This is a genomic window from Mesorhizobium sp. 113-3-9 (genome assembly GCF_016756515.1).
In the GTDB taxonomy this organism is placed as follows: domain Bacteria; phylum Pseudomonadota; class Alphaproteobacteria; order Rhizobiales; family Rhizobiaceae; genus Mesorhizobium.
In genome coordinates, this window is sequence record NZ_AP023246.1 from 6,698,549 (window position 1) to 6,720,802 (window position 22,254).

17 protein-coding genes are annotated in these 22,254 nt (G+C 61.7%); 4 read left to right on the forward strand and 13 right to left on the reverse strand.

What is annotated here, in order from left to right; genetic code table 11:
- Nucleotides 1-5 precede the first annotated feature (5 nt).
- Both cyoB and cyoA read right to left on the reverse strand, forming a co-directional pair.
- On the reverse strand, nucleotides 6-2,003 hold the full coding sequence (cyoB, locus tag MesoLj_RS32285; protein ID WP_202323873.1) for a cytochrome o ubiquinol oxidase subunit I: 1,998 nt from the start codon (nucleotides 2,001-2,003) through the stop codon (nucleotides 6-8).
- 10 nt (nucleotides 2,004-2,013) lie between these two features.
- A complete protein-coding gene (cyoA, locus tag MesoLj_RS32290; RefSeq protein ID WP_202323874.1) occupies nucleotides 2,014-3,195 on the reverse strand; it encodes a ubiquinol oxidase subunit II in 1,182 nt (393 codons plus the stop codon).
- A gap of 214 nt (nucleotides 3,196-3,409) precedes the next feature.
- Between cyoA and MesoLj_RS32295 the strand changes: the two genes are divergently transcribed.
- A complete protein-coding gene (locus MesoLj_RS32295) occupies nucleotides 3,410-4,732 on the forward strand; it encodes an MFS transporter (protein WP_202323875.1) in 1,323 nt (440 codons plus the stop codon).
- Nucleotides 4,733-4,951: 219 nt separating this feature from the next.
- Here MesoLj_RS32295 and MesoLj_RS32300 read toward each other — a convergent pair whose 3' ends face one another.
- Nucleotides 4,952-5,953, reverse strand: coding sequence for a bile acid:sodium symporter family protein (locus MesoLj_RS32300; protein ID WP_202323876.1), 1,002 nt, complete (start codon nucleotides 5,951-5,953; stop codon nucleotides 4,952-4,954).
- A gap of 93 nt (nucleotides 5,954-6,046) precedes the next feature.
- Here MesoLj_RS32300 and MesoLj_RS32305 point away from each other — a divergent pair, with 93 nt between their 5' ends.
- Together MesoLj_RS32305 and MesoLj_RS36765 are read left to right on the forward strand one after the other, a co-directional pair.
- The gene (locus tag MesoLj_RS32305; protein ID WP_140774888.1) at nucleotides 6,047-6,889 is read left to right on the forward strand and encodes a LysR substrate-binding domain-containing protein; all 843 of its coding nucleotides are present in this window, start codon (nucleotides 6,047-6,049) and stop codon (nucleotides 6,887-6,889) included.
- Nucleotides 6,890-7,028: 139 nt separating this feature from the next.
- A complete protein-coding gene (locus MesoLj_RS36765) occupies nucleotides 7,029-7,358 on the forward strand; it encodes a hypothetical protein (protein ID WP_202323877.1) in 330 nt (109 codons plus the stop codon).
- On the opposite strand, the gene MesoLj_RS32315 is transcribed toward MesoLj_RS36765, so the two are convergent.
- From MesoLj_RS32315 to glmS, 3 genes are all read right to left on the reverse strand, one after another.
- Nucleotides 7,359-8,057 (reverse strand): L,D-transpeptidase, encoded by a 699-nt coding sequence (locus MesoLj_RS32315; protein ID WP_140775218.1) that lies wholly within the window; start codon nucleotides 8,055-8,057, stop codon nucleotides 7,359-7,361.
- Between the two features lie 14 nt (nucleotides 8,058-8,071).
- Nucleotides 8,072-9,040, reverse strand: a complete 969-nt coding sequence (locus tag MesoLj_RS32320) for an ABC transporter substrate-binding protein (RefSeq protein ID WP_202323878.1) — start codon at nucleotides 9,038-9,040, stop codon at nucleotides 8,072-8,074.
- 592 nt (nucleotides 9,041-9,632) lie between these two features.
- Entirely contained in the window at nucleotides 9,633-11,456 is a 1,824-nt protein-coding gene (gene glmS, locus MesoLj_RS32325) for a glutamine--fructose-6-phosphate transaminase (isomerizing) (protein WP_202323879.1), read from the reverse strand.
- A 585-nt stretch (nucleotides 11,457-12,041) separates the two neighbouring features.
- Here glmS and MesoLj_RS32330 point away from each other — a divergent pair.
- Complete coding sequence (locus tag MesoLj_RS32330) at nucleotides 12,042-13,484, forward strand: hypothetical protein (RefSeq protein WP_202323880.1); 1,443 nt, start codon at nucleotides 12,042-12,044, stop codon at nucleotides 13,482-13,484.
- A 46-nt stretch (nucleotides 13,485-13,530) separates the two neighbouring features.
- On the opposite strand, the gene MesoLj_RS32335 is transcribed toward MesoLj_RS32330, so the two are convergent.
- The 7 genes from MesoLj_RS32335 to MesoLj_RS32365 form a co-directional block, all read right to left on the reverse strand.
- Entirely contained in the window at nucleotides 13,531-14,889 is a 1,359-nt protein-coding gene (locus MesoLj_RS32335; RefSeq protein ID WP_244735234.1) for an HlyD family type I secretion periplasmic adaptor subunit, read from the reverse strand.
- An 11-nt stretch (nucleotides 14,890-14,900) separates the two neighbouring features.
- On the reverse strand, nucleotides 14,901-16,652 hold the full coding sequence (locus MesoLj_RS32340) for a type I secretion system permease/ATPase (protein WP_140774883.1): 1,752 nt from the start codon (nucleotides 16,650-16,652) through the stop codon (nucleotides 14,901-14,903).
- A gap of 383 nt (nucleotides 16,653-17,035) precedes the next feature.
- Nucleotides 17,036-17,953, reverse strand: a complete 918-nt coding sequence (locus MesoLj_RS32345) for a class I SAM-dependent methyltransferase (RefSeq protein ID WP_244735235.1) — start codon at nucleotides 17,951-17,953, stop codon at nucleotides 17,036-17,038.
- 84 nt (nucleotides 17,954-18,037) lie between these two features.
- Nucleotides 18,038-19,297, reverse strand: a complete 1,260-nt coding sequence (locus tag MesoLj_RS32350) for a polysaccharide biosynthesis/export family protein (RefSeq protein ID WP_140774882.1) — start codon at nucleotides 19,295-19,297, stop codon at nucleotides 18,038-18,040.
- Nucleotides 19,284-20,552 (reverse strand): hypothetical protein, encoded by a 1,269-nt coding sequence (locus MesoLj_RS32355; protein WP_202323881.1) that lies wholly within the window; start codon nucleotides 20,550-20,552, stop codon nucleotides 19,284-19,286. Before MesoLj_RS32355 ends, MesoLj_RS32350 begins: the two co-directional genes overlap by 14 nt.
- The gene (locus tag MesoLj_RS32360; protein ID WP_140774881.1) at nucleotides 20,549-21,553 is read right to left on the reverse strand and encodes an NAD-dependent epimerase/dehydratase family protein; all 1,005 of its coding nucleotides are present in this window, start codon (nucleotides 21,551-21,553) and stop codon (nucleotides 20,549-20,551) included. The genes MesoLj_RS32355 and MesoLj_RS32360 overlap by 4 nt, the downstream gene beginning before the upstream one ends.
- Nucleotides 21,554-21,599: 46 nt before the next feature.
- Nucleotides 21,600-22,214, reverse strand: a complete 615-nt coding sequence (locus MesoLj_RS32365; RefSeq protein WP_244735236.1) for a sugar transferase — start codon at nucleotides 22,212-22,214, stop codon at nucleotides 21,600-21,602.
- Nucleotides 22,215-22,254: the final 40 nt, after the last annotated feature.

Below are 22,254 nucleotides of genomic sequence, written 5' to 3' on the forward strand. Positions count from 1 at the left end.
GAACCCTAGCCCTGAGCGGCGAGGAGCGTCGTCCTCGCCTCCTCCGTCTGCGTGACCTCGGCAGCCGGAATGTGGAAGTCGCGGTGATAGTTGAAGGTGTGACCGATCGCGGTGGCTATGAGGCAGACGAAGCTCAGCGCCGCCAGCCACCAGATGTACCAGATCATGCCGAAACCGAGCGCGACGCTAAAGGCTGCCAGGATGATGCCGGTGCCGGTATTGCTGGGCATGTGGATCGGCTTGAAGCCCGAGAGCGGCCTGATATAGCCGGCCTTCTTCATGTCCCACCAGGCGTCGTTGTCGCGCACGACAGGCGTGAAGGCGAAATTGTAGGCGGGAGGCGGCGAGGACGTCGACCATTCGAGCGTGCGGCCATCCCAGGGATCGCCGGTCGGATCGGCGAGCGCCTCGCGCCTGCGGATGGAGACGAAGATCTGGATCAGGAAGGCGGCAATGCCGATGGCGATCAGCACCGCGCCGAAGGCGGCGATGACGAACCAGATCTGCAGCGAAGGGTCGTCGAAGACGCGCATACGGCGCGTCACGCCCATCAGGCCGAGTATGTAGAGCGGCATGAAGGCGAACCAGAAGCCGACCACCCAGCACCAGAACGACACCTTGCCCCAGAACGGATCGAGCTTGAATCCGAAGGCCTTGGGCCACCAGTAGGCAATGCCGGCGAACAGGCCGAACAGCACGCCGCCGATGATGACGTTGTGGAAATGCGCGATCAGGAACAGGCTGTTGTGCAGCACGAAGTCCGCCGGCGGGACGGCAAGCAGCACGCCGGTCATGCCGCCGACGGTGAAGGTGAGCATGAAGGCCACCGTCCACATCATCGGTAGTTCGAAGCGGATGCGGCCGCGATACATGGTGAACAGCCAGTTGAAGATCTTCGCTCCGGTCGGGATCGAGATGATCATCGTGGTGATGCCGAAGAAGGAATTGACGCTGGCGCCGGAGCCCATGGTGAAGAAGTGGTGCAGCCAGACAAGGTACGACAGGATGGTGATGACCACCGTCGCGTAGACCATCGAGGTGTAGCCGAACAGGCGCTTGCCGGAGAAGGTCGAGGTGACCTCGGAAAAGACGCCGAACAGCGGCAGGATGAGGATGTAGACTTCCGGGTGACCCCATATCCAGATGAGGTTCACATACATCATCGGGTTGCCGCCGAAGTCGTTGGTGAAGAAGTTGGTGCCGACATAGCGGTCGAGCGACAGCAGCGCGAGCACCGCCGTCAACACCGGAAAGGACGCCACGATCAACACGTTGGTGCACAGCGACGTCCAGGTGAAGACAGGCATGCGCATCATCGCCATGCCGGGCGCGCGCATCTTGATAATCGTGCAGATGAGATTGATGCCCGACAGCGTCGTGCCGACGCCCGCCACCTGCAGCGCCCAGATGTAATAGTCGACACCGACGTCGGGACTGTAGCCGATGCCGGAGAGCGGCGGATAGGCGAGCCAGCCGGTGCGGGCGAATTCGCCGACAAACAGCGACGCCATGACCAGGATCGCGCCGCCGACCGTCATCCAGAAACTGAAATTGTTGAGGAAGGGGAAGGACACGTCACGCGCGCCGATCTGCAGCGGCACGACGAAGTTCATCAGCCCGGTGACGAAGGGCATCGCCACGAAGAAGATCATGATCACGCCGTGCGCCGTGAAGATCTGGTCATAGTGATGCGAGTTGAGATAGCCCTCGGAGCCGTTGAAGGCGATGGCCTGCTGCAGGCGCATCATGATGGCGTCGGAGAAGCCGCGCAGCAGCATGACGAGGCCGAGCACCATGTACATGATGCCGATCTTCTTGTGGTCGACGCTGGTGAACCACTCGCGCCACAGATAGGTCCACAGCTTGAAATAGGTGATCGCGCCGAAAAGGGCGATGCCGCCAAGCGCCACCGCGACGAAAGTGGCGACGACGATCGGCTCGTGCAGCGGCAGCGAGTCCCAGGTGAGACGGCCGAAGATGAACTTGGTCAGCGTATCGGGCATCGGTTGTCTCTCACAGTTCGCGCCGCAGCAGGCCAAGCGTCGGCGTATCCGCCTCGGCGCGACGGCTCTCGGTCCCGGGCCTGAGCAGCCCCGCCCCGCGCAGCGGGGAAAGATCCTTCGACGGCCAATCCGTCGGCGTGGCATTGCTGGCGGCGCGCGCCGCGGCAGCAGCCTCCTCCGCCGTGCAGATGCTGGCGACATAGGACGGATCGTTCCCGAACACCGCGCCGCGCCGGGCGAGCTTGTCGTATTGCAGCGGCAAGGTGTTGCGGACGCCGGCAAGACCGAGGCCACCCTTGGCATCGATCGACATCATCTCGTTCATGCACATCTTGCCGCGCTCGACGCACAGGTTGAGGATAGCGCCGTAAAGGTCGGGATCGACGGAGGCATAGTGGCGGACCGGTTCGTTCTCGCTCGGCTTTTCGAGTTCGAGATAATTCTCGCGGTTGAGAGCCGCCGAGGCAGCCTTGCTCTGCGCCACCCACTGGTCGAAAGCCTGGTCGGACAGACCGTGGAAGGCAAAGCGCATTCCCGAGAAGCCGGCGCCGCTGTAATTGGCCGAGAAGCCGCTATAGGTGCCCGGCTGGTTGATGACGGCGTGCAGCTTCGTTTCCATGCCGGGCATGGCATAGATCTGCCCGGCCAACGCCGGAATGTAGAAGGAGTTCATTACCGCCGACGAGGTGATGCGGAAGTCGATCGGCTGGTTGACCGGCGCCGCAAATTCGTTGACCGAGGCGATGCCGTAGTCCGGATAGATGAACAGCCATTTCCAGTCGAGCGCCACGACCTCGACCTTGAGCGGCTTGTGGTTCTGCGTGACCGGCTGGCCGGGCTCGATCCGGTCGATCCGGCGGTATGGGTCGAGCAAATGCGTGCCGAGCCAGGTCAGCGCCCCGAGACATATGATGATGAGCAGGGGCGCGGCCCAGATCACCAATTCCAGTTTCGTCGAATGGTCCCAGTCCGGCGCGTAGGTCGCCGAGGCGTTGGATTGCCGATAGCGCCAGGCAAAAAAGACGGTCAGCGCCATGACCGGCACGATGATGACCAGCATCAGCAAGGTCGAGACCACGAGCAGGTCGCGCTGCTGGACCGCGACATCGCCGGCGGGCGCGAGCACGACCAGATCACAGCCGCTCAACAACCCGGCCAGGGGGAACAGAAGCAAGGCTCCAAATCGTCTCATCAAACGCTGCCCTCGATGGACCGCGGCAACGGTTCATGCTGCAGTGCGGTATCAACCAAGGGCTACTGCTCGCGGCGACGCGGTGACATTGGACAATTTGTCCAATGCCCAGAAGGCATGGCTTTGGCCCAGTGTGCAGCGCACAATGAAACCTTTGGGGAATCCCCCGAATTGGGTTCCGGACACTTCATTCCACGCGGTGGCGACGGATAAGATGGCTCAGACTTCGACTGCCGAAACGAACAGCGAGCTGATCGGCTCGCATCATGGCCAGGTCAGCGCGGGCGATATCGCGGTTGGCGTGATTGTCGGCAGGACGTCGGAATTCTTCGACTTCTTCGTCTATGCGATCGCCTCCGTCATCGTGTTTCCCAGGCTGGTGTTTCCGACGCACGATCCGCTCGTCGGGACGCTGTATTCCTTCTCCATCTTCGCGCTCGCCTTCGTCGCGCGCCCGTTCGGCTCCGTGCTGTTCATGGCCATCGATCGCGCCTATGGCCGTGGCGCGAAACTGACGATCTCGCTGTTCCTGCTCGGCACGTCGACCGTCGCCATCGCGTTTCTGCCTGCCTATGGCGATATCGGCGTGGTCGCGATCTGGCTGCTGGCGCTTGCCCGCATCGGACAGGGACTGGCGCTCGGCGGAACATGGGACGGACTGCCCTCGCTGCTGGCGCTGAACGCGCCGAAGAACCGGCGCGGCTTCTATGCCATGATCCCGCAACTGGGCGCCCCGATCGGCCTCATCGTGGCAAGCTCCCTCTTCGCCTTCTTCGTCGCCAACCTGTCGGCCGACGACTTCTTCACCTGGGGCTGGCGCTATCCCTTCTTCGTCGCCTTCGCCATCAATGTGGTCGCCTTGTTCGCCCGGCTGCGCATTGTCGTCACACCTGAATTCTCGAAACTGTACGAGAGCGGCGACCTGCAGCCGACACGCATCAGGGACACGATCCGGGCCGAAGGCCGCAACGTCGTCGTCGGCGCCTTCGCGCCACTGGCGAGTTTCGCGCTGTTCCACATGGTGACGGTGTTTCCACTCTCCTGGGTGTTCCTGTTCACCAATGAGGGACCGGCGCGGTTCCTGGTGATCGAGGCGGTGAGTGCGCTGTTCGGCATTGCGGCCATCGTCGCGTCAGGGCCACTGGCCGACCGCGTTGGACGCCGTGCGCTGCTTGGCGGTTCGGCGATCGCCATCGCGACGTTCAGCGGCTTTGCCCCGCAGCTTCTGGATGGCGGTGCAGTCGGCGAAGCCCTGTTCATGGTGCTGGGCTTCATCCTCCTGGGGCTGAGTTTCGGCCAATCGTCCGGCGTCGTCGCCTCGAGTTTTTCCCGCCAGCATCGCTATACCGGCTCGGCAATAACCTCGGATCTGGCATGGATGTTCGGCGCCGGCTTCGCGCCGCTCGCGGCCCTGCTGCTCGCCGGCAATTTCGGCCTCATCGCCGCCGGCGCCTATCTGCTGTCGGGCGCGGCTTGCACATTGCTCGCCTTGTGGATCGACGGACGTCGTCCGGCCGCGGATCGTCAAGCCGATTAATCCGGGGCCTTCGATTGCGGATATGAGGCCGATCGCATTGGTAACCCAGCCCATTACCGCATTGCCATGCTCGCCTGCCCGCCCAATGCGGCGCATTCTCCAGGCGGAGGCGATCCACCGGGTCATGTCGCGATAGAAGGCTGGGCGCCGGCCGACAAATTCGCGCAGGATGAAGCCCATCCGCGGCGCGAGATCCTCCTGCTATACACGCAAACCCGACTAAGCCACCGAAGCAGCCGGCTTGGCTTGCCGCATGGCGGACCGGTGCGCCGCACTGGCATATTTCTGGGCGATCATGGCGCAGACCATGAGCTGTATCTGGTGGAAGAGCATCAGCGGCAGAACGATCGCGCCGACGCCCTGGCCGGCAAAGATGACGTTGGCCATCGGGACGCCGCTCGCCAGGCTCTTCTTCGAGCCGCAGAAGATGATCGTGATCTGGTCGGCCTTGTCGAAGCCGAGAAGCCGGCTGCCATAGGCCGTGCACAGAAGCACGAGGCCGAGCAGCACCATGTCGGCGACAACGACCACGGCGATATCGCGCAGCGAGAACATATGCCATAGCCCCTCGGCGACGGCCGTGCTGAAGGCCAGGTAGACGACCATCAGGATCGAGCCGCGATCGACAGGCATCAGCAGCGTCTTGCGAGAGCGTATCCAGTTGCCGATCCGCGGTTCCAGCAGCTGTCCGAGTGCAAAGGGCAAGAGCAGTTGCACCAGGATCTGGCTCACCGCATTCCATGAAAATCCGCCGTGACCGCCGATGGAGAAGAGCAATCCGACGAGCAGGGGCGTGAGGAACATGCCGAAGATGTTGGAGGCGGAAGCCGAGCAGATGGCCGCTGGGACATTTCCACCAGCCATCGAGGTGAACGCGATCGAGGACTGGACCGTCGAGGGCAGGACACACAGAAACAGAATGCCGAGGTAGAGCGGCTTGGGCAAGATCGAGGCAGGCAGATAGCCGAGCGCCAGACCCAGCAGCGGGAACAGGCCAAAGGTCGTCAGAAGGATCACCAGATGCAGGCGCCAATGCATCAGGCCGGCGACAACGACATCGCGCGAGAGCCGCGCGCCATGCAGGAAGAACAGAAGCGCCACGGCAAGATTGGTCGCAACCGCGAACCATCCCGCGAACGTCCCGGTTGCTGGCGCGACAGACGCAAGCGCGACGGTGCACAACAGCAGGATCAGAAAGGAGTCCGGCAGAAAGCGGCGCATGACATGTTCGCTCCAGAATGGGTCCAGCGCCGTCTTTTCGTGCATTGTGAAATAGGATACAAGGAATAACAGTTATCGTGATTTGAGATATCAGTGCTCGATCTGGTCCAACTTCGCAGTTTCGTCACCGTCCAGCAGATGGGAAGCTTCACCTTCGCGGCCGAGAGGCTGGGGCTTGGGCAATCCACCGTCAGCCAGCACATCGGCAAGCTGGAGGCCGCGATTGGCAGGCGGTTGCTGGCCCGGGATACGCACAAGGTGGTGCTGACGCCTGACGGCGAAGCCCTGCTCGGCCATGCCCGGACCCTGTTGTCCATAGAGGGGCAGGTGCAGGCGCTGTTCACCGCGCAGAGGCTGCGCGGCACATTGAGGCTCGGCGTATCCGAGGACCTGGTTGCCAGCCGTCTGCCACTGGTGCTGGAGGATTTTGTCCGGTCTCACCCATCCGTCGATCTCGAACTGACCGTTGCTCTCAGCGGCGTGCTCTACGAGATGCAGGACAATGGCGAACTCGATCTCGTCCTGGCGAAGCGCCGGCTGGGCGACAGCCGTGGCCGGCTCGTCTATCGTGAGCCGCTTGTCTGGCTCGCCCGTGATCCGGAACACGTCCTGTCACTCGCGGCCTTGCCGTTGATCTCCTTCCCCCCGCCGAGCGTCACGCGCAGCATCGCGCTGGAAGCGCTCGAGCGGCATCGCATGCCGTGGCGCATTGTCTGCACATGCGGAAGCCTGAGCGGGCTGACGGCCGCCGCACGCGCCGGGATGGGGGTTCTGGTGCAACCGCAAAGCATGTCGCCTTCAGGTCTCAAGGAGATCGGCCACCTGCCACAGTTGGAGGACGTGGAATTCGTCCTCATCCCGAGCAAGGGCGCCGACAGGGCGCTCGTCTCAGCGCTTTCGGATGATATTCTGAACAAGGTGAGAGGCCTGCGCTGACCGGCAGCGTAGGTGGCGGTCAGGGCCGAAGCCCGGCCGAGCGCGCCCGTCCCGCTCATCGACGCCGCTCCTCGATGGCTTTCGGCTTTTCTAAAATCAGGCCGGCTGAACTGAAGCCACCTTGCCATCGCTATCGACAATGCAGCTGGTTGGCTTTCCCGCGACGTTCAGTTCGACCTGGAAGCTCTTGGAATCGAGCCTGCGCGAGCTGGTCGGCAACGCCTTGCCGCTATCGACCCCGCCCGCTTTCGCCGCCGCGCCGGCACAAAGAAGCTGGAGATCGGCCGGTGCTGTTTCGACCGTCGTCCTCGACATCTGGTCGGGCGTCGGCGCGCTCTGGCATGCCGCCAGAACCGTTGTGATGACGATTGAGGCCGATCCGCAAACGGCCCAGTGCCTCATCCTGATCTGCCTGCCGGTCTCCATGGTGTTGTCCCCTGTGTTTATCGAACTATACGTCTGTCCTTGATCACACACCCTTGTAGAGCGCCGCGCCCTGCATCAGCACGATGACCTTCGCCCCGACCTTGATGCGGGAATGAAGATCGATGATGTCGCCATTGTTCATGCGGATGCATCCGGAAGACACGTCCAGACCAATGGTCCACGGTTCGGGCGTGCCATGGATCCGGTAGATGGTGTCATGGCCGTCTTCGTAGAGGTAGAGCGCCCGCGCGCCGAGCGGATTGTCGGGCCCACCGGGCATGCCATTGGCCCACGGCCGGGCTTTTGGATCCCGGGCAACCATTTCGGCCGGCGGTGTCCAGGTCGGCCATTCCGCCATGCGCCCGACCTTGACGATGCCGGCCCATCCGAAGCCCTCCCGGCCCACACCGATGCCGTAGCGGATCGCCTGCTGGCCGGGCTGGACGAGATAGAGGAAGTGCTGGTTGCCGTCGATGATGATGGTGCCGGGCTGCTCGGCGGTGCGGAACTTGACCACCTGCGGGCGGAAGGATTCCGGCACCTGCTTGTGAAGCTTGTAGTACTGGTAGGCCTTGGTGCGATTGTAATCCGTCCACTGCCGCGTCTTGGGATCGTAGACCTGCGTTCCCGCGGCAAGGGACGCGGTGGTGGAAAAAACCAATCCCAGCGCCAGCACGACCGCGAGGCCTGCCGCATGCCTGCCGCCGGTTCCCGCCGCTCGTTCGTCGGTGCCGAACCTCATCATCCTGCGTCTGGTCATTGCTTGGCCCATCCTTCGACGCGCGCCTCGTTCTTGGCCACCCATTGCTCGGCGTAAGCAGAGGGCGCCTGCCGCTCGACCTGGAGCGCGTAGCTCATATCGATCGCCTCCTCCGGCTTGAAGTCGACGTGCTCCAGGAAGCGAACCACCTCCGGATGTTTCTTGCTCAACGAGGTCGCGTAGGCGATGTGGTAGTGGGCCGTGTCCCAGCCAACCGCGGCATTCGATTTCGAAAGCCATTGCGGGTCTTCCGTCGGCAGGACGATCTTCCATTTGGCGGCATCGTATGGTGGCTCCGTCAGGCGCACGATGTCATGCAATTTGAAGACCACATGCGGCGCATAGCAAGCGAAGACCATCGGCCGATCCGAGGCCTCCGCCGCATCTACAGCCGCCATGCCCACATCTTCCGGCATTTCGAGCAGCGTCAGGTTCTTGGCATAGCCGTAGCTGTTGGCGCGGATGCGCTCGATGGTGGTCGACGACCACGTTTGGGCGCCAATCCACATCTCGCCCTTGCCGTCTCCGTCCGTGTCGAGCGCCTCGGTCTTCTTCGGATCACTGAGGTCGGAAATGTCCTTGAAGCCGTATTTGTCGGCCGCTGTCCGGTTGGCGCAGATACCCTGCCAGGCCGGAACTCCGATCGGGCTGATCGCGACCGTACCGGCCTGGGTGACATACTTCTTGACCAAGGTGTCGAGGTTCGGCAGCCACACTTCCGGATGGATGTCGACCTGGCCGGAGTCAAGACCGGCGAATGCAATCATGGTGCCCATCTCCACCACATCCGCATCGAGCCCGAACTCCTTCTTGAGACTCACTTTCAGGATGTTGGCCGTCGCCTGGCCCGACGACCAGTTCGGCATTGCAATAACCAGATCAGCAGCGTGGGTGCGAATATCGCCGAACACAATCGCCGAGGCAACCACCGCCACTTTCAATGCCAGTTTCACCAGGTCGGCCATCAAGTGATCCTCTTTACGTGCTCATTTTGGAATCCTGTCGAAGACACCCAATCGCTAAAGCAGTTCATCGACAGCTGGTTTCGTTCGTCGATTGCCACCGGAGGTGCCTCCAACCTTTCGGCCAGATTGTTGGTCTGACCCGGAAGGTTGCGTCGCCTGTTCGGATCCACAACGGACAGAGTAGCGCTTACCGCCAAGCGGCGCCAGCGCTCCTCCCGCGCGGTGGCGCGGGCTGTCGAAATCGTCGAAGGAGCCAAGATGAGCAGGGACTGCTTCGCGACGGTCATTGGAGCCCCGGATCTGATTGGCGTTGCTGCCAAGCTTGCATCTGAGGCCGCATCGAAGGAGTACGTAACAGTAACAACCGTCAGCCCAGGCAGGAAGCAACGGGATTTGCAACCGCCACCACGACGCACGTCGTCGATCGGAAGCAACCCCATTATTGCCGCCACCGCCGAAGCAGCTTCCCGCCGCCGTGGAAACCTCCGCGGAATCCGCCTCCGCCACCAGGATGGGAAATCAGGGCGTTGTGCTGGATCCGGTCAGCAGCTGCCGCATGGTGCGGCCTGCCTTGGAAAGCGCGACATCGCCGTCACTCCACCGTGACGGATTTCGCCAGGTTGCGGGGCTGGTCGACGTCGGTGCCCATGAAGACGGCGGTGAAATAGGCCAGCATCTGGATCGGCAGCGCATAGATGATCGGCGAGATGATTTCGGGCACGTCCGGCAGGATGATCGTCTCCATCGTCTTCACGCTCGCCTGTGCCGCCCCCTTGCTGTCGGTGATCAGGATGATCTTGCCGCCGCGCGCCGCCACTTCCTGCATGTTGGACACGGTCTTCTCGAAGATCCGGTCATGCGGCGCGATCACGATGACCGGCATGTTCTCGTCGATCAGCGCGATCGGTCCATGCTTCAATTCACCGGCCGCATAGCCTTCGGCGTGGATGTAGGAGATTTCCTTGAGCTTTAGCGCGCCTTCCATGGCCAGCGGGAAATTGGTGTCGCGGCCGAGATAGAGCACATCGGAATAGCGTGACAATTCCCGCGCGATGCGCTCGATCTGCTCTTCGAGCTTGAGCACCTGGTTGGCATAGCGCGGCGCCTCCGAGAGCGCCCGCACCAAGGCTTTCTCCTCATCCTTCGAGATCGCCCCGCGCGCCACGCCGGCGCGCACCGCAAGCGATGCCAGCACCGAGAGCTGGCAAGTAAAAGCCTTGGTCGAGGCGACGCCGATCTCCGGTCCGGCCAGCGTCGGCAGCACGACATCGGATTCGCGCGCCATGGTCGATTCCCGCACATTGACGACGGCGCCGATCTTCATGCCGGCCTTGCGGCAGTAGCGCAGCGAGGCCAGCGTGTCGGCGGTCTCGCCCGACTGCGAGATGAAGAAGGCGGCATCGTTGGCCGACAGCGGCATCTCGCGATAGCGGAACTCCGAGGCGACATCGATGTCGACCGGCAGCCGCGCATAGCGCTCGAACCAGTATTTGCCGATCAGGCCGGCGAGATAGGCGGTGCCGCAGGCCGAGATCGCCAGCCGGTTGATCCCTGCGAAGTCGAACGGCAGGTCGAGCGGCTTGGAGACACCGGAGACGAAGTCGACATAATGGGCCAGCGTGTGCGAGATCACCTCGGGCTGCTCATGGATTTCCTTCTCCATGAAATGACGGCGGTTGCCCTTGTCGACCATGAAGGAGGTCGACAGCGACTGCTGGCGCTTGCGCTCGACTTGTCTGCCGTCGATGTCGAAGATGGCGACGCTGTCGCGGCGCACCACCGCCCAGTCGCCGTCCTCGAGATAGGTGATCGAATTGGTGAAGGGCGCCAGCGCGATGGCGTCGGAGCCCAAAAACATCTCGCCGTCGCCATGGCCGACGGCCAATGGCGGGCCGTTGCGGGCGCCGACGATCAGGTCTTCGTCGCCCTTGAACATGATGGCCAGCGCAAAGGCGCCTTCGAGCCGCTTCAGCGCCTGGTGCGCGGCCTCGACCGGCTTGCGCCCCCTGGCCAGTTCGCGCGCCACCAGATGGGCGACGACCTCGGTGTCGGTCTGCGAGGAGAAGGAATAGCCGTCGCGCGTCAGTTCATCGCGCAGTTCGGCGAAATTCTCGATGATGCCGTTGTGGACGATGGCGACACCGTCGGAAAAATGCGGATGCGCATTGGTTTCGTTGGGCACGCCATGGGTCGCCCAGCGCGTGTGGCCGATGCCGATCGTGCCCTCGAGCGGCTCGTCCTTGAGCCGGCGTTCGAGGTTGATCAGCTTGCCCTCGGCACGCCGGCGGCCAAGCTGCCCCTTCTCGATGGTGGCCACGCCGGCCGAGTCATAGCCGCGATATTCCAACCGCTTCAGCGTAGCCAGGATGAGCGGAGTAACCTGCGAGTGGCCGACGATTCCAACGATGCCGCACATGGCTTTGCCCCCATAGCCTGCAGAATTCCAGCCCCATTGCACACAAGAGCCATGTTATCCCTCCCCGACCACGGGCTGATCGTTCATTTGAAGGAGCCCATGGACTTAATCGAAAGCTGACCTGTCGCGCTTGACGTCCGGAGTCGCCCAAGAAGGCGCAGGCTCCGTGGCGGAGCCTGCGTGGTCGGCCGCGAGACACCTGAAGACGGGCAGTTCGTTCGAATGATGCGCTTCGGTCAGCCGAGGCGCATGTTGAGTCAGCCGGCAAACCAAAACACACCCAACAGCCGGTTAGGCCCGGCCGCCTGATGCCCCCCTCCAAGAGGCTGTCGGGCCGCTTGATCTACATGGGGCTCGGACTGCCCCGGATGCCGGCAAGCGAGCGGTACTGAGTCCACGCAGGAGATCAACAAACCTTGGCCTGTCGCTCACAATTTTCGACCACTCCTTGCTGTTAAGGCGCTGAAATCGCTGGCGCTCGGTATCGTTTGATTGCACGAAGACGCCGAACTGACCTCTCGATACAAAGGGGAAGCTTAATCCTCGCCTTGCTCGATCCAGGCATGCTGAAGGGGGATGTAGGGCATGAAGTTCAGAGACCTGATCAGGCGTGCTGACAACGCCGAGAAGTCCTTCGAGGACCTTGAGGCCGACTTGGCGAACGCCGTCGACGAGTGCCTTGGTTTGTCCGATCTGTCAGAGCAGGCAAGAGATGCCGTCGCTGGCGAGACGCCCATGCAAGAGGACAACAGCGAACAGGACAACAGCACCCAAACCGGAGACGGCGCCGTCACTGCGGAACCCGCGCGACGACTGACCTCCCATACGCAGAGCCGTATGGCCGCCTTGACTTCGTTTGATGGGCTGTTTCGCGATGCGAAGCTCCACTTCGAGGAGATCAACTCGAAACTGTCGGAGATCGCAAGCACGCATCACCTGACCCGCGAACTGTTCCACATTCTTCACGCCGACATTCTGCGAGCCAACGAACTGGAGCTGGCGAATCTGAACCTGACCTCGGAGCAAAGGAGCCTGTCGGACAGGCTCAATGATCTGAACCGAAGGCAGCATGAGCGGGAAGGCATTGTGGAGGCCTTGCAGCAGCGCGAAGCAAGCCTGGTTCAAGACTGTGAGGCGCTTCGCGGCGCACTGGCCGGGGCAAGGCTGGAACTCGTGGAGGCCGCGAACACGAACGCGAAAAACGAAGCGGAATTCGGGGACATCACGAACGCACTTGCAGCTGCTACCGTCGAGGCCGACAGACGCGCGCGCGAAAACAAACAGCTGCGGGAGAAGAATGTCAGCCTGTCGATCGACCTCGAAAAAGCGCTGAAGCGGGAAGACGAGGCGCGGCACAGGCTCGACGGGTTTTCCACGATCCATGCCAACGAAGCGGCACGAAATTCCGAATTGCTGGCTGCACTCGGCAAGAGCGAAAAGGAAGCGACACGACTCCATACGTCGCTCGAGGTCGCCCAGGCGAAACTGTCCGAGATGACGGAAGCCGCCCGTATCATGGAGGCGGAGAAGAACGCCGAGATCGAACGCTGCCGTGCCGAAATTCGAGGATCGCGTTCCGAGATTCAGAACCTCCATTCGCGACTGGAACTCGCATCAAACGCAAACAGCGAAGCCTCGAACGAACTCGCCAAGCTCAGGCTTCAATGGAGCGAGGCCGTGGCGGAAAAGCAGGTCGCGGATGAACGGTTGGCTGCTCTCACCAAGGAGGCTGAAACCGACAAGCTGAACCTTTCGAAGATAACCGCCAATTTTTCACAGCTTTCCCTGCAGCAGGCGTCCGATCAGATACAACTCGATGTCCGCCGGCAGGAATGCGAAGACCTGCGGACCGAAATTGCGTCGGTCAACGCCCGGATCAGGGACCTCCTGCCTCTTGAGAGGCTCCATGCGACGACGAAGGCCAACGCCTTGACGCACAAGAGCGATGCAGCCAAGGTTCCCGTGACGGTGGAGCGAACAGCGCGCTCCATGCGCCGCGTTCGCCGGAGGGCGCTCACCGCATCATAGAAGGAGGCTGCCCATATTCGCCGCCTGCTTCCAACGATCCCTCACATCATTGGCGGAAAGCCCTCGACATCTGATCGGTGAGAGGCTTCAGCAGATAAGACCAGACGCTGCGTTCGTCCGTGCTTATATGGACCTCTGCCGGCATGCCTGGCTTTAGCACCTTGGCATCGGTCAGGCAGGCTGCCTTGTTCTCGACATTGATACGCGCCGAGAAATACGAAAGCTGCTTTTGTTGATCCTTGATCAGGTCCGCCGAGATGCGCTTGACCGACCCCTGGCAAGCAGGCGTGGTGCCGGAGTCGAAAGCAGGAAACCGGATCGAGACCCGCTGGCCGGGACGAATATCATCTATGCGCGACGGCGGAATCAGCGCGTCGACGACGAGGTTGTCGGTGTCGGGGACAATCATCATGAGCACTTCCCCCGGGGCGATGACGCCGCCGATCGTGTGGATGGAGGATTCCTGCACCGTTCCCGATTGCGAAGCGCGGATGGTGGTTTTGGTCAATTCGTCCTGCGCCACAACCTTGCGCTCTTCGAGTTCGGTCTGCTTGGCCTCGGTTTCGCGAAGTTCGCTGGTCACCTCACTGCGCCTCTGTTCATCGAGCTGAAGAATTTGCAGTTCGGTCTCGCTGATCCGGGCCTGCGCCTCGGCAACCGCCGCCGCGAGGCGCCCTGACTCTCCGTGCGCCCGGGTTGCATCCAATCTGATGTTGCTCAGCCGCTCCTTGGACACCAGTTTTTTTGTGAAAAGCGCCTGGACGTCGGCAAGATCCCCATCCAGCAAGACCACGGATTGGTCTTCCGCAGCCTGCTGTGCCTTGAGGCCATCGATCTGACGCTCGAGTTGCTTTGAGCGACTTTGCAACTGTGCCTTCTGCCCCGTCAACGCCGCGGCGCGGCTTTCAAACAGGGCGCGCTCGCCATTGACGAGTGCGGCCAGTTCCGGGTCGCCCATCCGTGTCTGAAGGCCGGAAGGAAGCTGCATCTCCGACAGGCCTTGTCGCTCGGCTTCCAACCGCGCCAGTCGAACGGTGGCGCGATCGAGATCCTCACTGATTATTTGCAGGTTGGCCCGCGTCAGCGTGTCGTCCAGCCTGGCCACCACATCGCCGGCCCGGACATGATCGCCATCTTGCGCGAAGATGCCCCCGATCGTGCCGCCTGTCAGATGCTGGACTTTCTTTATGTTGCTCTCGACCACCACGGTGGCAGGCGCAATCACCGCGCCGGCGATCTTCGTCAAACCGAGCCAAAGCCCGCCGCCGACAATCAGCAGAGCCGTGATCGCCGCGCCCAGGATCAGGTTGGCCCGGATATCATCCCGCACCTCGGCCGAGTTCGCCTCGGTCCTTCGGCTCGCATCGGCGAGCGGCACGTATGAAAACATCGTCGCGTCAGACATGGAGCAGCACCTCACGCATGACCGCTTACTCCCTTCTGTATCGGGACAACCGACGCCGGCCGTTCAGCTGGCGAGGGGAAGGGCCGGATAACGTTGGCCAGCACCTCCTCGCGCGAGCCAAAGGAGTGAAGCGTCCCATTCGACATTACCAGTACCTTGTCGATATTGGTGAGGGCGGAAGGACGGTGCGCAACGACGATGACTATGCCTCCACGCTGGCGCACCGCCAGGATCGCGCCGGCCAGGGCGGCATCGCCATCGACGTCCAGGTTTGAATTCGGCTCGTCGAGGACGACAAGAAACGGCTCGCCATAAAGTGCCCTGGCAAGCCCAACGAGTTGCCTCTGTCCGGCCGAAAGGGCTGCCCCTCCCTCGCCTACGCGTGTTTGAAAACCATTCGGCAATCGCATGATCATCTTGTCGACGCCCGCCGCCCTGGCGGCTGCCAGCACGCCCTTGGCGTCGCCCTTGCCGCCAAATCTCGAAATATTGTCGGCAACCGTTCCATCAAACAGTTCAACATCTTGCGGCAGATAGCCGATATGGGTGCCAAGCTGTTCGTGACCCCATTGGTCGAGCGAGGCTTCGTCCAGCCTTACCGTTCCGCGAAGCGGCTGCCACACGCCCACCAGCGCGCGCACAAGTGTCGTTTTCCCGGAACCGCTTGGGCCGACAATCGCCATTCCCGCGCCCCCCTGCAGGCGGAAACTGACATTGGCCACGGTCGGTTTTTGCTGGCCTGGCGGGGCTATTGTCAGTTCCTCGACCGCAAGCATCGCCTGCGGCGCTGGCAGTTCCATGAGCTCGTCATGGCTGCCGAAGGCGGTCAGCGCCCTCGCCAGTTGGGAATAGCTCTGACGAAATGCCACAAACCCTCTCCAGTTTGCCATCGCCGCGTCAACCGGGGCCAACGAGCGGCCCAGCAATATGGATGATGCTATGATCACGCCAGGCGACGCTTCACCTCCAATCACGAGATAGGCACCAAGCCCCAGGACGCAGGACTGCAAGGCCATCCGCAGCGCCCTCGACGTTGAACCGGTGGCGCCGACGATGTCGGAAAGGCGCTCCTGGTGCGTGAGATATGCGTGATTGACCTCACCCCAACGGCGGGCAAGCCGCCCGGAAAGGCCCATCGCGCGGACAACTTCCGCATTGCGACGGCCAGAGTCGGCAAGGTTGCGTTGCGACACAAGCGTCTCGGACGCGCGCGCGGCCGGGCCGCGACCAAGGATTTCCGCGACAACCGTGAGCAGCACGACAACAATCGCGCCGCCCGTCGCCAGCAGACCGAGCGAAGGATGCAGAAGAAAGATGACCAGTAGATAAAACGGTATCCACGGTGCGTCGAAGACGACAGTCGGCCCCAATCCGGAAAGGAAGCCGCGCAACTGATCCAGGTCACGAAGCGGCTGTACCCGGCTCGCGTCCTGCCCGCCGATGAGCGGCAAGGACAAAGAGAGGCCGAAGACCCTTTGCTGCAGAGTCTTATGGAGGCGATTGCCGATTCGAACCAGGAGGCGAAGCCGCACAAAATCCAGCAGGCCGTAAACCGCGTAAAGGCCCAGCATCCCGATCGTAAATCCGACCAGCGTCGGAACGCTCTGCGAAGGCAGAACGCGGTCGTAGACTTGCAGCATGTAGACGGAGCCGGTCAGGGCAAGAATGTTTATGACCGCCGAGAACACGCCAACGCCTACCAGTGCGGGCGCGGCGCCAAGCATAGCGCCACGCAGATCGGGCGAGTTTCCACCAAGGCTCATGGCTTGCGACCTCCGGTAAGAAGTCGTCGGGCAGGTTCACTGGCTCCGCCGGCCGTCAACAATTTTTTGGTTTTCAGGAGCGTTTTCCCTTTTTGCCTTATAATATTACGCCCCACTAACGTACGTGGCCTTCGGTCAAAATGTAGCAAAATCGTGACGCTGGCCCGAAAAACCGGGAATCGACGCATTAAACCAGGGGAAAACTGCCGTTTTAAGGTGCGAGGAGGGCTGTACAGATCGCGTTTCAGGCAAACGAAACTGAGCCCGCATCATTTTTTTCGGGGGGTGAGTCGCCGCAGAGGCAAAGCCACGGCGCCCGGCTCACGGCCGTTTCATCGAGCCATTTTGGTGAGCGATCTCGTCTTCTAATGCTTCCTCGCGATCTAATGCTTCCTCGCGATAACCAGGAAATGCTGCGCCAGTTGTCCGGGAACGCGCAGGGTTCTGGATAGCTTCTCGAAGGGCTCGATCAATGCTTCGCAGAGCCGCGGCAAGAGGCGTCCAGGCCGAGGCAGATAGCCGTAAGGTATCACTTCCTCCACGACGAAGCCGGAAGCGGTCAGGAGTTTCTTGAATCTCGTCTCGCTTAGCGTGTTGCGAACCGTGCGTCCAAGCGACCAATTGAGCAGCCGGCAAACCAGGCCGATGGGCGAAGTCGCATTCATATGAACGTTGCACACGAGCCTTCCGTCATCCTTCAACTGCTGGTTTATCGCTTTCAGCGCTTCCCGTTTCAGCTGATCCTCGGCATTCAGAAAAAAGCGAAACGCGGTTACGACATCGAAGGTCTCTTCGAGGGATTCCATCGTCATATCGATGTTGCGCAGTTTCACATTGTTCGGAACTTGCGCGCAGGCAAGCATGGATTTGGAAACGTCGACGCCGACCACCTCGCCGAAAACCTCAGCCGCGACGTTGGTGATGCGACCTGTTCCGCATGCAAAATCGAGGCAGTTTCGACCGGCTCCGCCCATTGGGCGAAGAACGTCCAGGATCATGGGCCTTTCGATTTTGTCCCACAGCGCACCGTAATAGCCGAACTCGTGCGTCATGTTGTAGTGCGCGCCGTAGCCCGGCGCGCAATGACTGGCCCTGTAGTCGTCCGACACCCGGTCGCCCTGCGTGTGGATCTGTTGGCTGGACGCCAGGTCCTGCCAAATCGCGGACTTGCCGGGTTGAGCCTCGGCCATGAGAATTCGGACCGCCGAAGGCGCACCGACAGCATAAGCCGCCGGCTGAGCCATCCGAGCCGTGTTCATCAACCATTTCCGCTTCGCATCTCGCCTGGAATTGAGCCTCACCAGGATCTCCTGTTCGGTTTGTTCGACCCTCCAATCGAACAGTTTCCCAAGCCCCCCTTTTATCGGCCGGCGATTGAAGCCGCCCTATTGGATTGCAGCACTTTGCAGATCACTGCTGAATTTGGCTTCGACCGTATCCCCCGGCATCACAATCGTATCTTCGTCCGCCGAGATTTTGCGCCACTCGTCGCCTATCTTGCGCACGATCGTAACTTGAGCCTGGATCGTTTCGCCGGCAATCGGCAATGGCTGGGCGGATGCTCCGGTCGGTTGCAACTTCTCGCTGGCGGCGCGGAGTCTGGCGGTGACATCCCCCAGCCGCGCGTTGGTGTCCTTCAGATCCGTCAGCAAGCCAACCTTCCTCTGATTGTCATTGCGTTCGCGCTGCCTGACATAGTCCTCCTGCTGGCGCCGCGCTCTCATGAGCTCGACGGAGGTTTGCAGCGCACCGCTTGAAGACAGAAGCAAGGCGCGCCTGACATCGGCGAGCCGGGTGTTGGTCAGATTGCCTGCGTCGAACGCCTTGGTCACTTTCGCCAGGTCGTCCTGATCCGCCTTCACGCTCTCGGACTCGACCTGTTCGCGCTTCTGCAAAAGCTCGATTTGATCGGCCGCGTCCTTCTGGCCCTTCTCAAGGAAAGCCTGTTCCTGCTGGAAGTCGCTTAGCGCGATCTTCAGCGCGTCCGCCTCGGCCTGGGCGACCGCTGACCCGACGCTGGGCGACAGAGGCGACCCCTGTGGCGTCTGCTTGTCGAAATCCGCCTGGTCCTGAAGTTCGGCGCGGAGACGGGCGGCGTGAAAATACTCTTTGGTGTAGTCGCCCCAGAGTGTCTCGTAATCGCGCCTGAGATCAACCGGGTCGGGTCCTGTCTGGCCCGCGCGCGACCGCAAGAGGCTGAAGCCGCCGGAGACGGCGAGCGCCTGCCGCACGGTCATGAGCGGACGGTAGACCTGCTGTCCCGGCGTAAGCACGTCGCCCGTCACGTAGATCGGACGATAGTCGGCGATGATGGCCGTTATATCGCCTGGTTTGACGACAACCATCTGCTCTCGTCCATCGGGCAAACGCACGTGAAAGATCGTGGCCGGCAGAAGCGTCTGCATGCGGTTCTGCAACTCGGACGCGGTCAACCCTCCGACCATAACCATCCCGACTTCGGGAAGGGCGATATTGCCGTCCATCTGGACCACCGCTCGCTGCGTTCGATCCGGAATTGGCGCTATCCCTATCTCGACCGTATCGCCAGGTGACAGGCGATAGGGCTCGACGTCGCCGGCGGCAGCCATCGATGTCAGGAACATCCCGGCAACCGAGGCAAGAACGGTTCTTTTAGCGAAGGCCATTTGCGACAATCTCCTTCTGGTTCGGCACCGGCTCCGAAGGCCATTCAAGACGGGAAACGAAATCGTATACCGGGCCACCGGGCACGCCCCAATTGCTCGACCAGATCACCTGCGAGCCATCCGGAGACGGCGAGGCATGTGTTTCGCTCCAGTAATCGAAGTGCGCGTTTTGCGTGTCGACGACACGGCGGACCTCTCCGCTGCCGTCCAAGCGCAGTGCAATGACCTGCTGCGCGTAAGGCGCCCAATCAGGGTGCTGCGCTATTTCGGCTGGTGTACCGCCATAGCTTAGAAATACCCAGCCCGGCCTGTCCAGCGACCTGAGCGACGCATGCATGGCCTCGCCATATCTCATCAGCGAGGTGACCTTGCCGTCAGTCAATCGGCGCTTGATCACCTGATATTTGTCGGGATCCGATTTGCTGATCCCGACATAAATTTCGCTGCCGTCGGCATCGATCGTCATGTCGCCATGACCGGGCCGGTGGTGCTCCATCCACTTCTGGCGCAGGACGCCGTCGATGGAAAAGATGAAGTTCGGTTCATTGCCGTCCGGCAATACCTGTGAGCACACAATGTTGATTCCGAGCGGGGAGATCGAACAGGAGCCGGTGGTTCCTGGAAGCTGGGCAAGATCGATATCCGGGAACTTCTTCCGCTCCTTGAGGTCGTAGCCAAAGACCACCGCCTTGCCGTCATTGCGCGTCGCACGCACAGCAATGCGGTTGCCATCGCGGCTGGGATTGCCCTTGTTAGGCCCGAACTGAAGTTTGGTGTAGGCCGACGAGGTGAACACGACGTCCTCATGGTTGGTGCGTGGCGCCCAGGTTGAAATCTGCCGGCCGGCAACGCAGATCATCAGCTGGGGATCCCTGGGATGCCATTCGCATTCAATCGAGCGGTCGCGGTGGAATAATGGGACGTAGCTGTGGCCGTCGAGAAAGCACATGCCACCGCAACCATTGACGATCAAAAGAAGGCTCTGGTCGGCATTCCAGGCCTGTGCGCTTGAATAGCGGTGGGTGCAGTATTTCGTCCCGCATACACCGGCCAGGCCGAGAATTCCGGGTTCTGTGATGCGCAAGAAGACCGTGCCGGACGCCGGATCCCTTGTTTCACCCAGATAGTCCGGAAGGTTGGCCGCCACCAGCGGCCCCGACGCGTTGCTTGCCCGACCGCCGGCCATGTAGAAATTCAGGAATACGGCACCGGCAATCAGCAACAGTGCCACCACATGCCGGCGCAGCAGGGTCATGTCATATAGCCCTTTTCGCGCCGTACCCGGCCTTCGCCAAGGCGCGCGCGCCACCATGCGATCGTCCGCTCGAGCCCATCGCGCAGACTGGTCTGCGCCCGCCATCCCGTCTCGCTTTCAAAGCGCGAGGAATCGGCGAGCAAGGCGCGAACCTCCGAATTTTGCGGCCGCAAGCGGCTTTCGTCGCGATGGACCGGTTTTTTGGAACCGCTCAATTCGAGGACGAGGTCCAATACGTCGGAGATGGTCACGGCGCGTTGGCTGCCGGCATTGTAGGCGTGGCCGAATTCGAGCCCCGCCAAACCGGCCGTCAGGAACGCCGCGGCGGTGTCTTCGACAAAGGTCAGGTCACGGATCGGGCTCGTATCACCGACCATGATCGCCGGGCAGTTCGGGTCGAGGGCCTGCCGGATGATGGTCGGCACGATGGCGCGCTCACTCTGGCGAGGACCATATGTGTTGAAGGGCCGCATAATGACGACCGGAACATCAAACGACCTGGCGTAGGACTCCGCCATCATGTCGGCGCCGATCTTGGATGCCGAATAGGGTGACTGTCCCTGCAGCGGATGCGTTTCGCGAATGGGCATGGTCTGGGCGGTTCCGTAGACCTCGCTCGTGGAGGTATGAACCACCCGCTCCGTCTCCCATTGACGCGCCGCTTCGAGCACGTTCACCGTGCCCAGGATGTTGGTTTCCACATAAGACTGGGCGGCCGCATAGGAATATGGAATCGCAATCAGGGCAGCCAGATGAAACACGACGGCCTGGCCCCGCATGATCCGGTTCAGGAACGCGCTGTCGCGGACGTCGCCGCGGACGAGCTTCAGCCGGCTGCGGATGTTGTCCGGCAAATCGTCCAGCCATCCATGGCTGTCGAAGGAATTGTAGAGCGCCAGGGCCGTGACATCGGCCCCGTTGCGAACAAGCGCTTCGGTGAGATGCGAACCGATAAATCCATCCGCGCCTGTCACCAGAACTTTCTTGCCATTGTAACTCATGACTGCGCATTCCCTTGGCTTGATGGAGCGCTTTCCATTTTGGGGTTCATACGTCGATCGGCGGTGATGGAACCCAGCCGACAACCGCCAGGAAGCCGCGTGCCATCCACATGATGTCGGAGCCGATGGTGCGCTGCGGATAGTAGGACAGGTCGAGCCTTGCCTTGGCCGGGAACATGACCTCCCGGTAGAACAGGATCGGATCCACGGATTGGGGAAATAAACGCGCCTCGTGCCTGAAAAGAACCTGCGTTGGGCCCAGCAGGCCAGGTTTGTAGCGCAGGACGGCCTCCAGGCCACCGTGAAAGCAATCGGCGAAAGCCAGGCTCTCGGGTCGTGGCCCAACGATCGCCATCTCGCCTTTGAGGACATTCCACAGCTGCGGCAATTCGTCGAGTTTGGTCGCGGCGAGGAACCGGCCTATCGTCGTCATGCGGCTGTCGCCAACCATGGTCAGGGCGAGTCCTTGGGAGCTGCAGTCCACCCTGAACTTGCGGAATTTGTACATGCGGAAGGGTTGGCCACCGGCGCCCATGCGGGTTTGCACGAACAAGACGGAGCGGCCACCTTCGACCAGAAGCGCCACGGCAATCAGCAGCATCAGCGGCGCCAAAATAACGGACGCGGCGCCGGCGACCGCGAGATCGATCGAACGTCTCACGAAGCCATGCGTGGGGCTTGCCACGAGACGCCGGTGAAGT

What these genes read in the sequence shown, in the direction of transcription:
- cyoB (WP_202323873.1), bottom strand. Translation starts at nt 2,003, where the DNA reads ATGCCCGATACGCTGACCAAGTTCATCTTCGGCCGTCTCACCTGGGAC.
- cyoA (WP_202323874.1), bottom strand. Translation starts at nt 3,195, where the DNA reads ATGAGACGATTTGGAGCCTTGCTTCTGTTCCCCCTGGCCGGGTTGTTG.
- MesoLj_RS32295 (WP_202323875.1), top strand. Translation starts at nt 3,410, where the DNA reads ATGGCTCAGACTTCGACTGCCGAAACGAACAGCGAGCTGATCGGCTCG.
- MesoLj_RS32300 (WP_202323876.1), bottom strand. Translation starts at nt 5,953, where the DNA reads ATGCGCCGCTTTCTGCCGGACTCCTTTCTGATCCTGCTGTTGTGCACC.
- MesoLj_RS36765 (WP_202323877.1), top strand. Translation starts at nt 7,029, where the DNA reads ATGCAGCTGGTTGGCTTTCCCGCGACGTTCAGTTCGACCTGGAAGCTC.
- MesoLj_RS32315 (WP_140775218.1), bottom strand. Translation starts at nt 8,057, where the DNA reads ATGAGGTTCGGCACCGACGAACGAGCGGCGGGAACCGGCGGCAGGCAT.
- MesoLj_RS32320 (WP_202323878.1), bottom strand. Translation starts at nt 9,040, where the DNA reads ATGGCCGACCTGGTGAAACTGGCATTGAAAGTGGCGGTGGTTGCCTCG.
- glmS (WP_202323879.1), bottom strand. Translation starts at nt 11,456, where the DNA reads ATGTGCGGCATCGTTGGAATCGTCGGCCACTCGCAGGTTACTCCGCTC.
- MesoLj_RS32330 (WP_202323880.1), top strand. Translation starts at nt 12,042, where the DNA reads ATGAAGTTCAGAGACCTGATCAGGCGTGCTGACAACGCCGAGAAGTCC.
- MesoLj_RS32335 (WP_244735234.1), bottom strand. Translation starts at nt 14,889, where the DNA reads ATGTCTGACGCGACGATGTTTTCATACGTGCCGCTCGCCGATGCGAGC.
- MesoLj_RS32340 (WP_140774883.1), bottom strand. Translation starts at nt 16,652, where the DNA reads ATGAGCCTTGGTGGAAACTCGCCCGATCTGCGTGGCGCTATGCTTGGC.
- MesoLj_RS32350 (WP_140774882.1), bottom strand. Translation starts at nt 19,297, where the DNA reads ATGGCCTTCGCTAAAAGAACCGTTCTTGCCTCGGTTGCCGGGATGTTC.
- MesoLj_RS32355 (WP_202323881.1), bottom strand. Translation starts at nt 20,552, where the DNA reads ATGACCCTGCTGCGCCGGCATGTGGTGGCACTGTTGCTGATTGCCGGT.
- MesoLj_RS32360 (WP_140774881.1), bottom strand. Translation starts at nt 21,553, where the DNA reads ATGAGTTACAATGGCAAGAAAGTTCTGGTGACAGGCGCGGATGGATTT.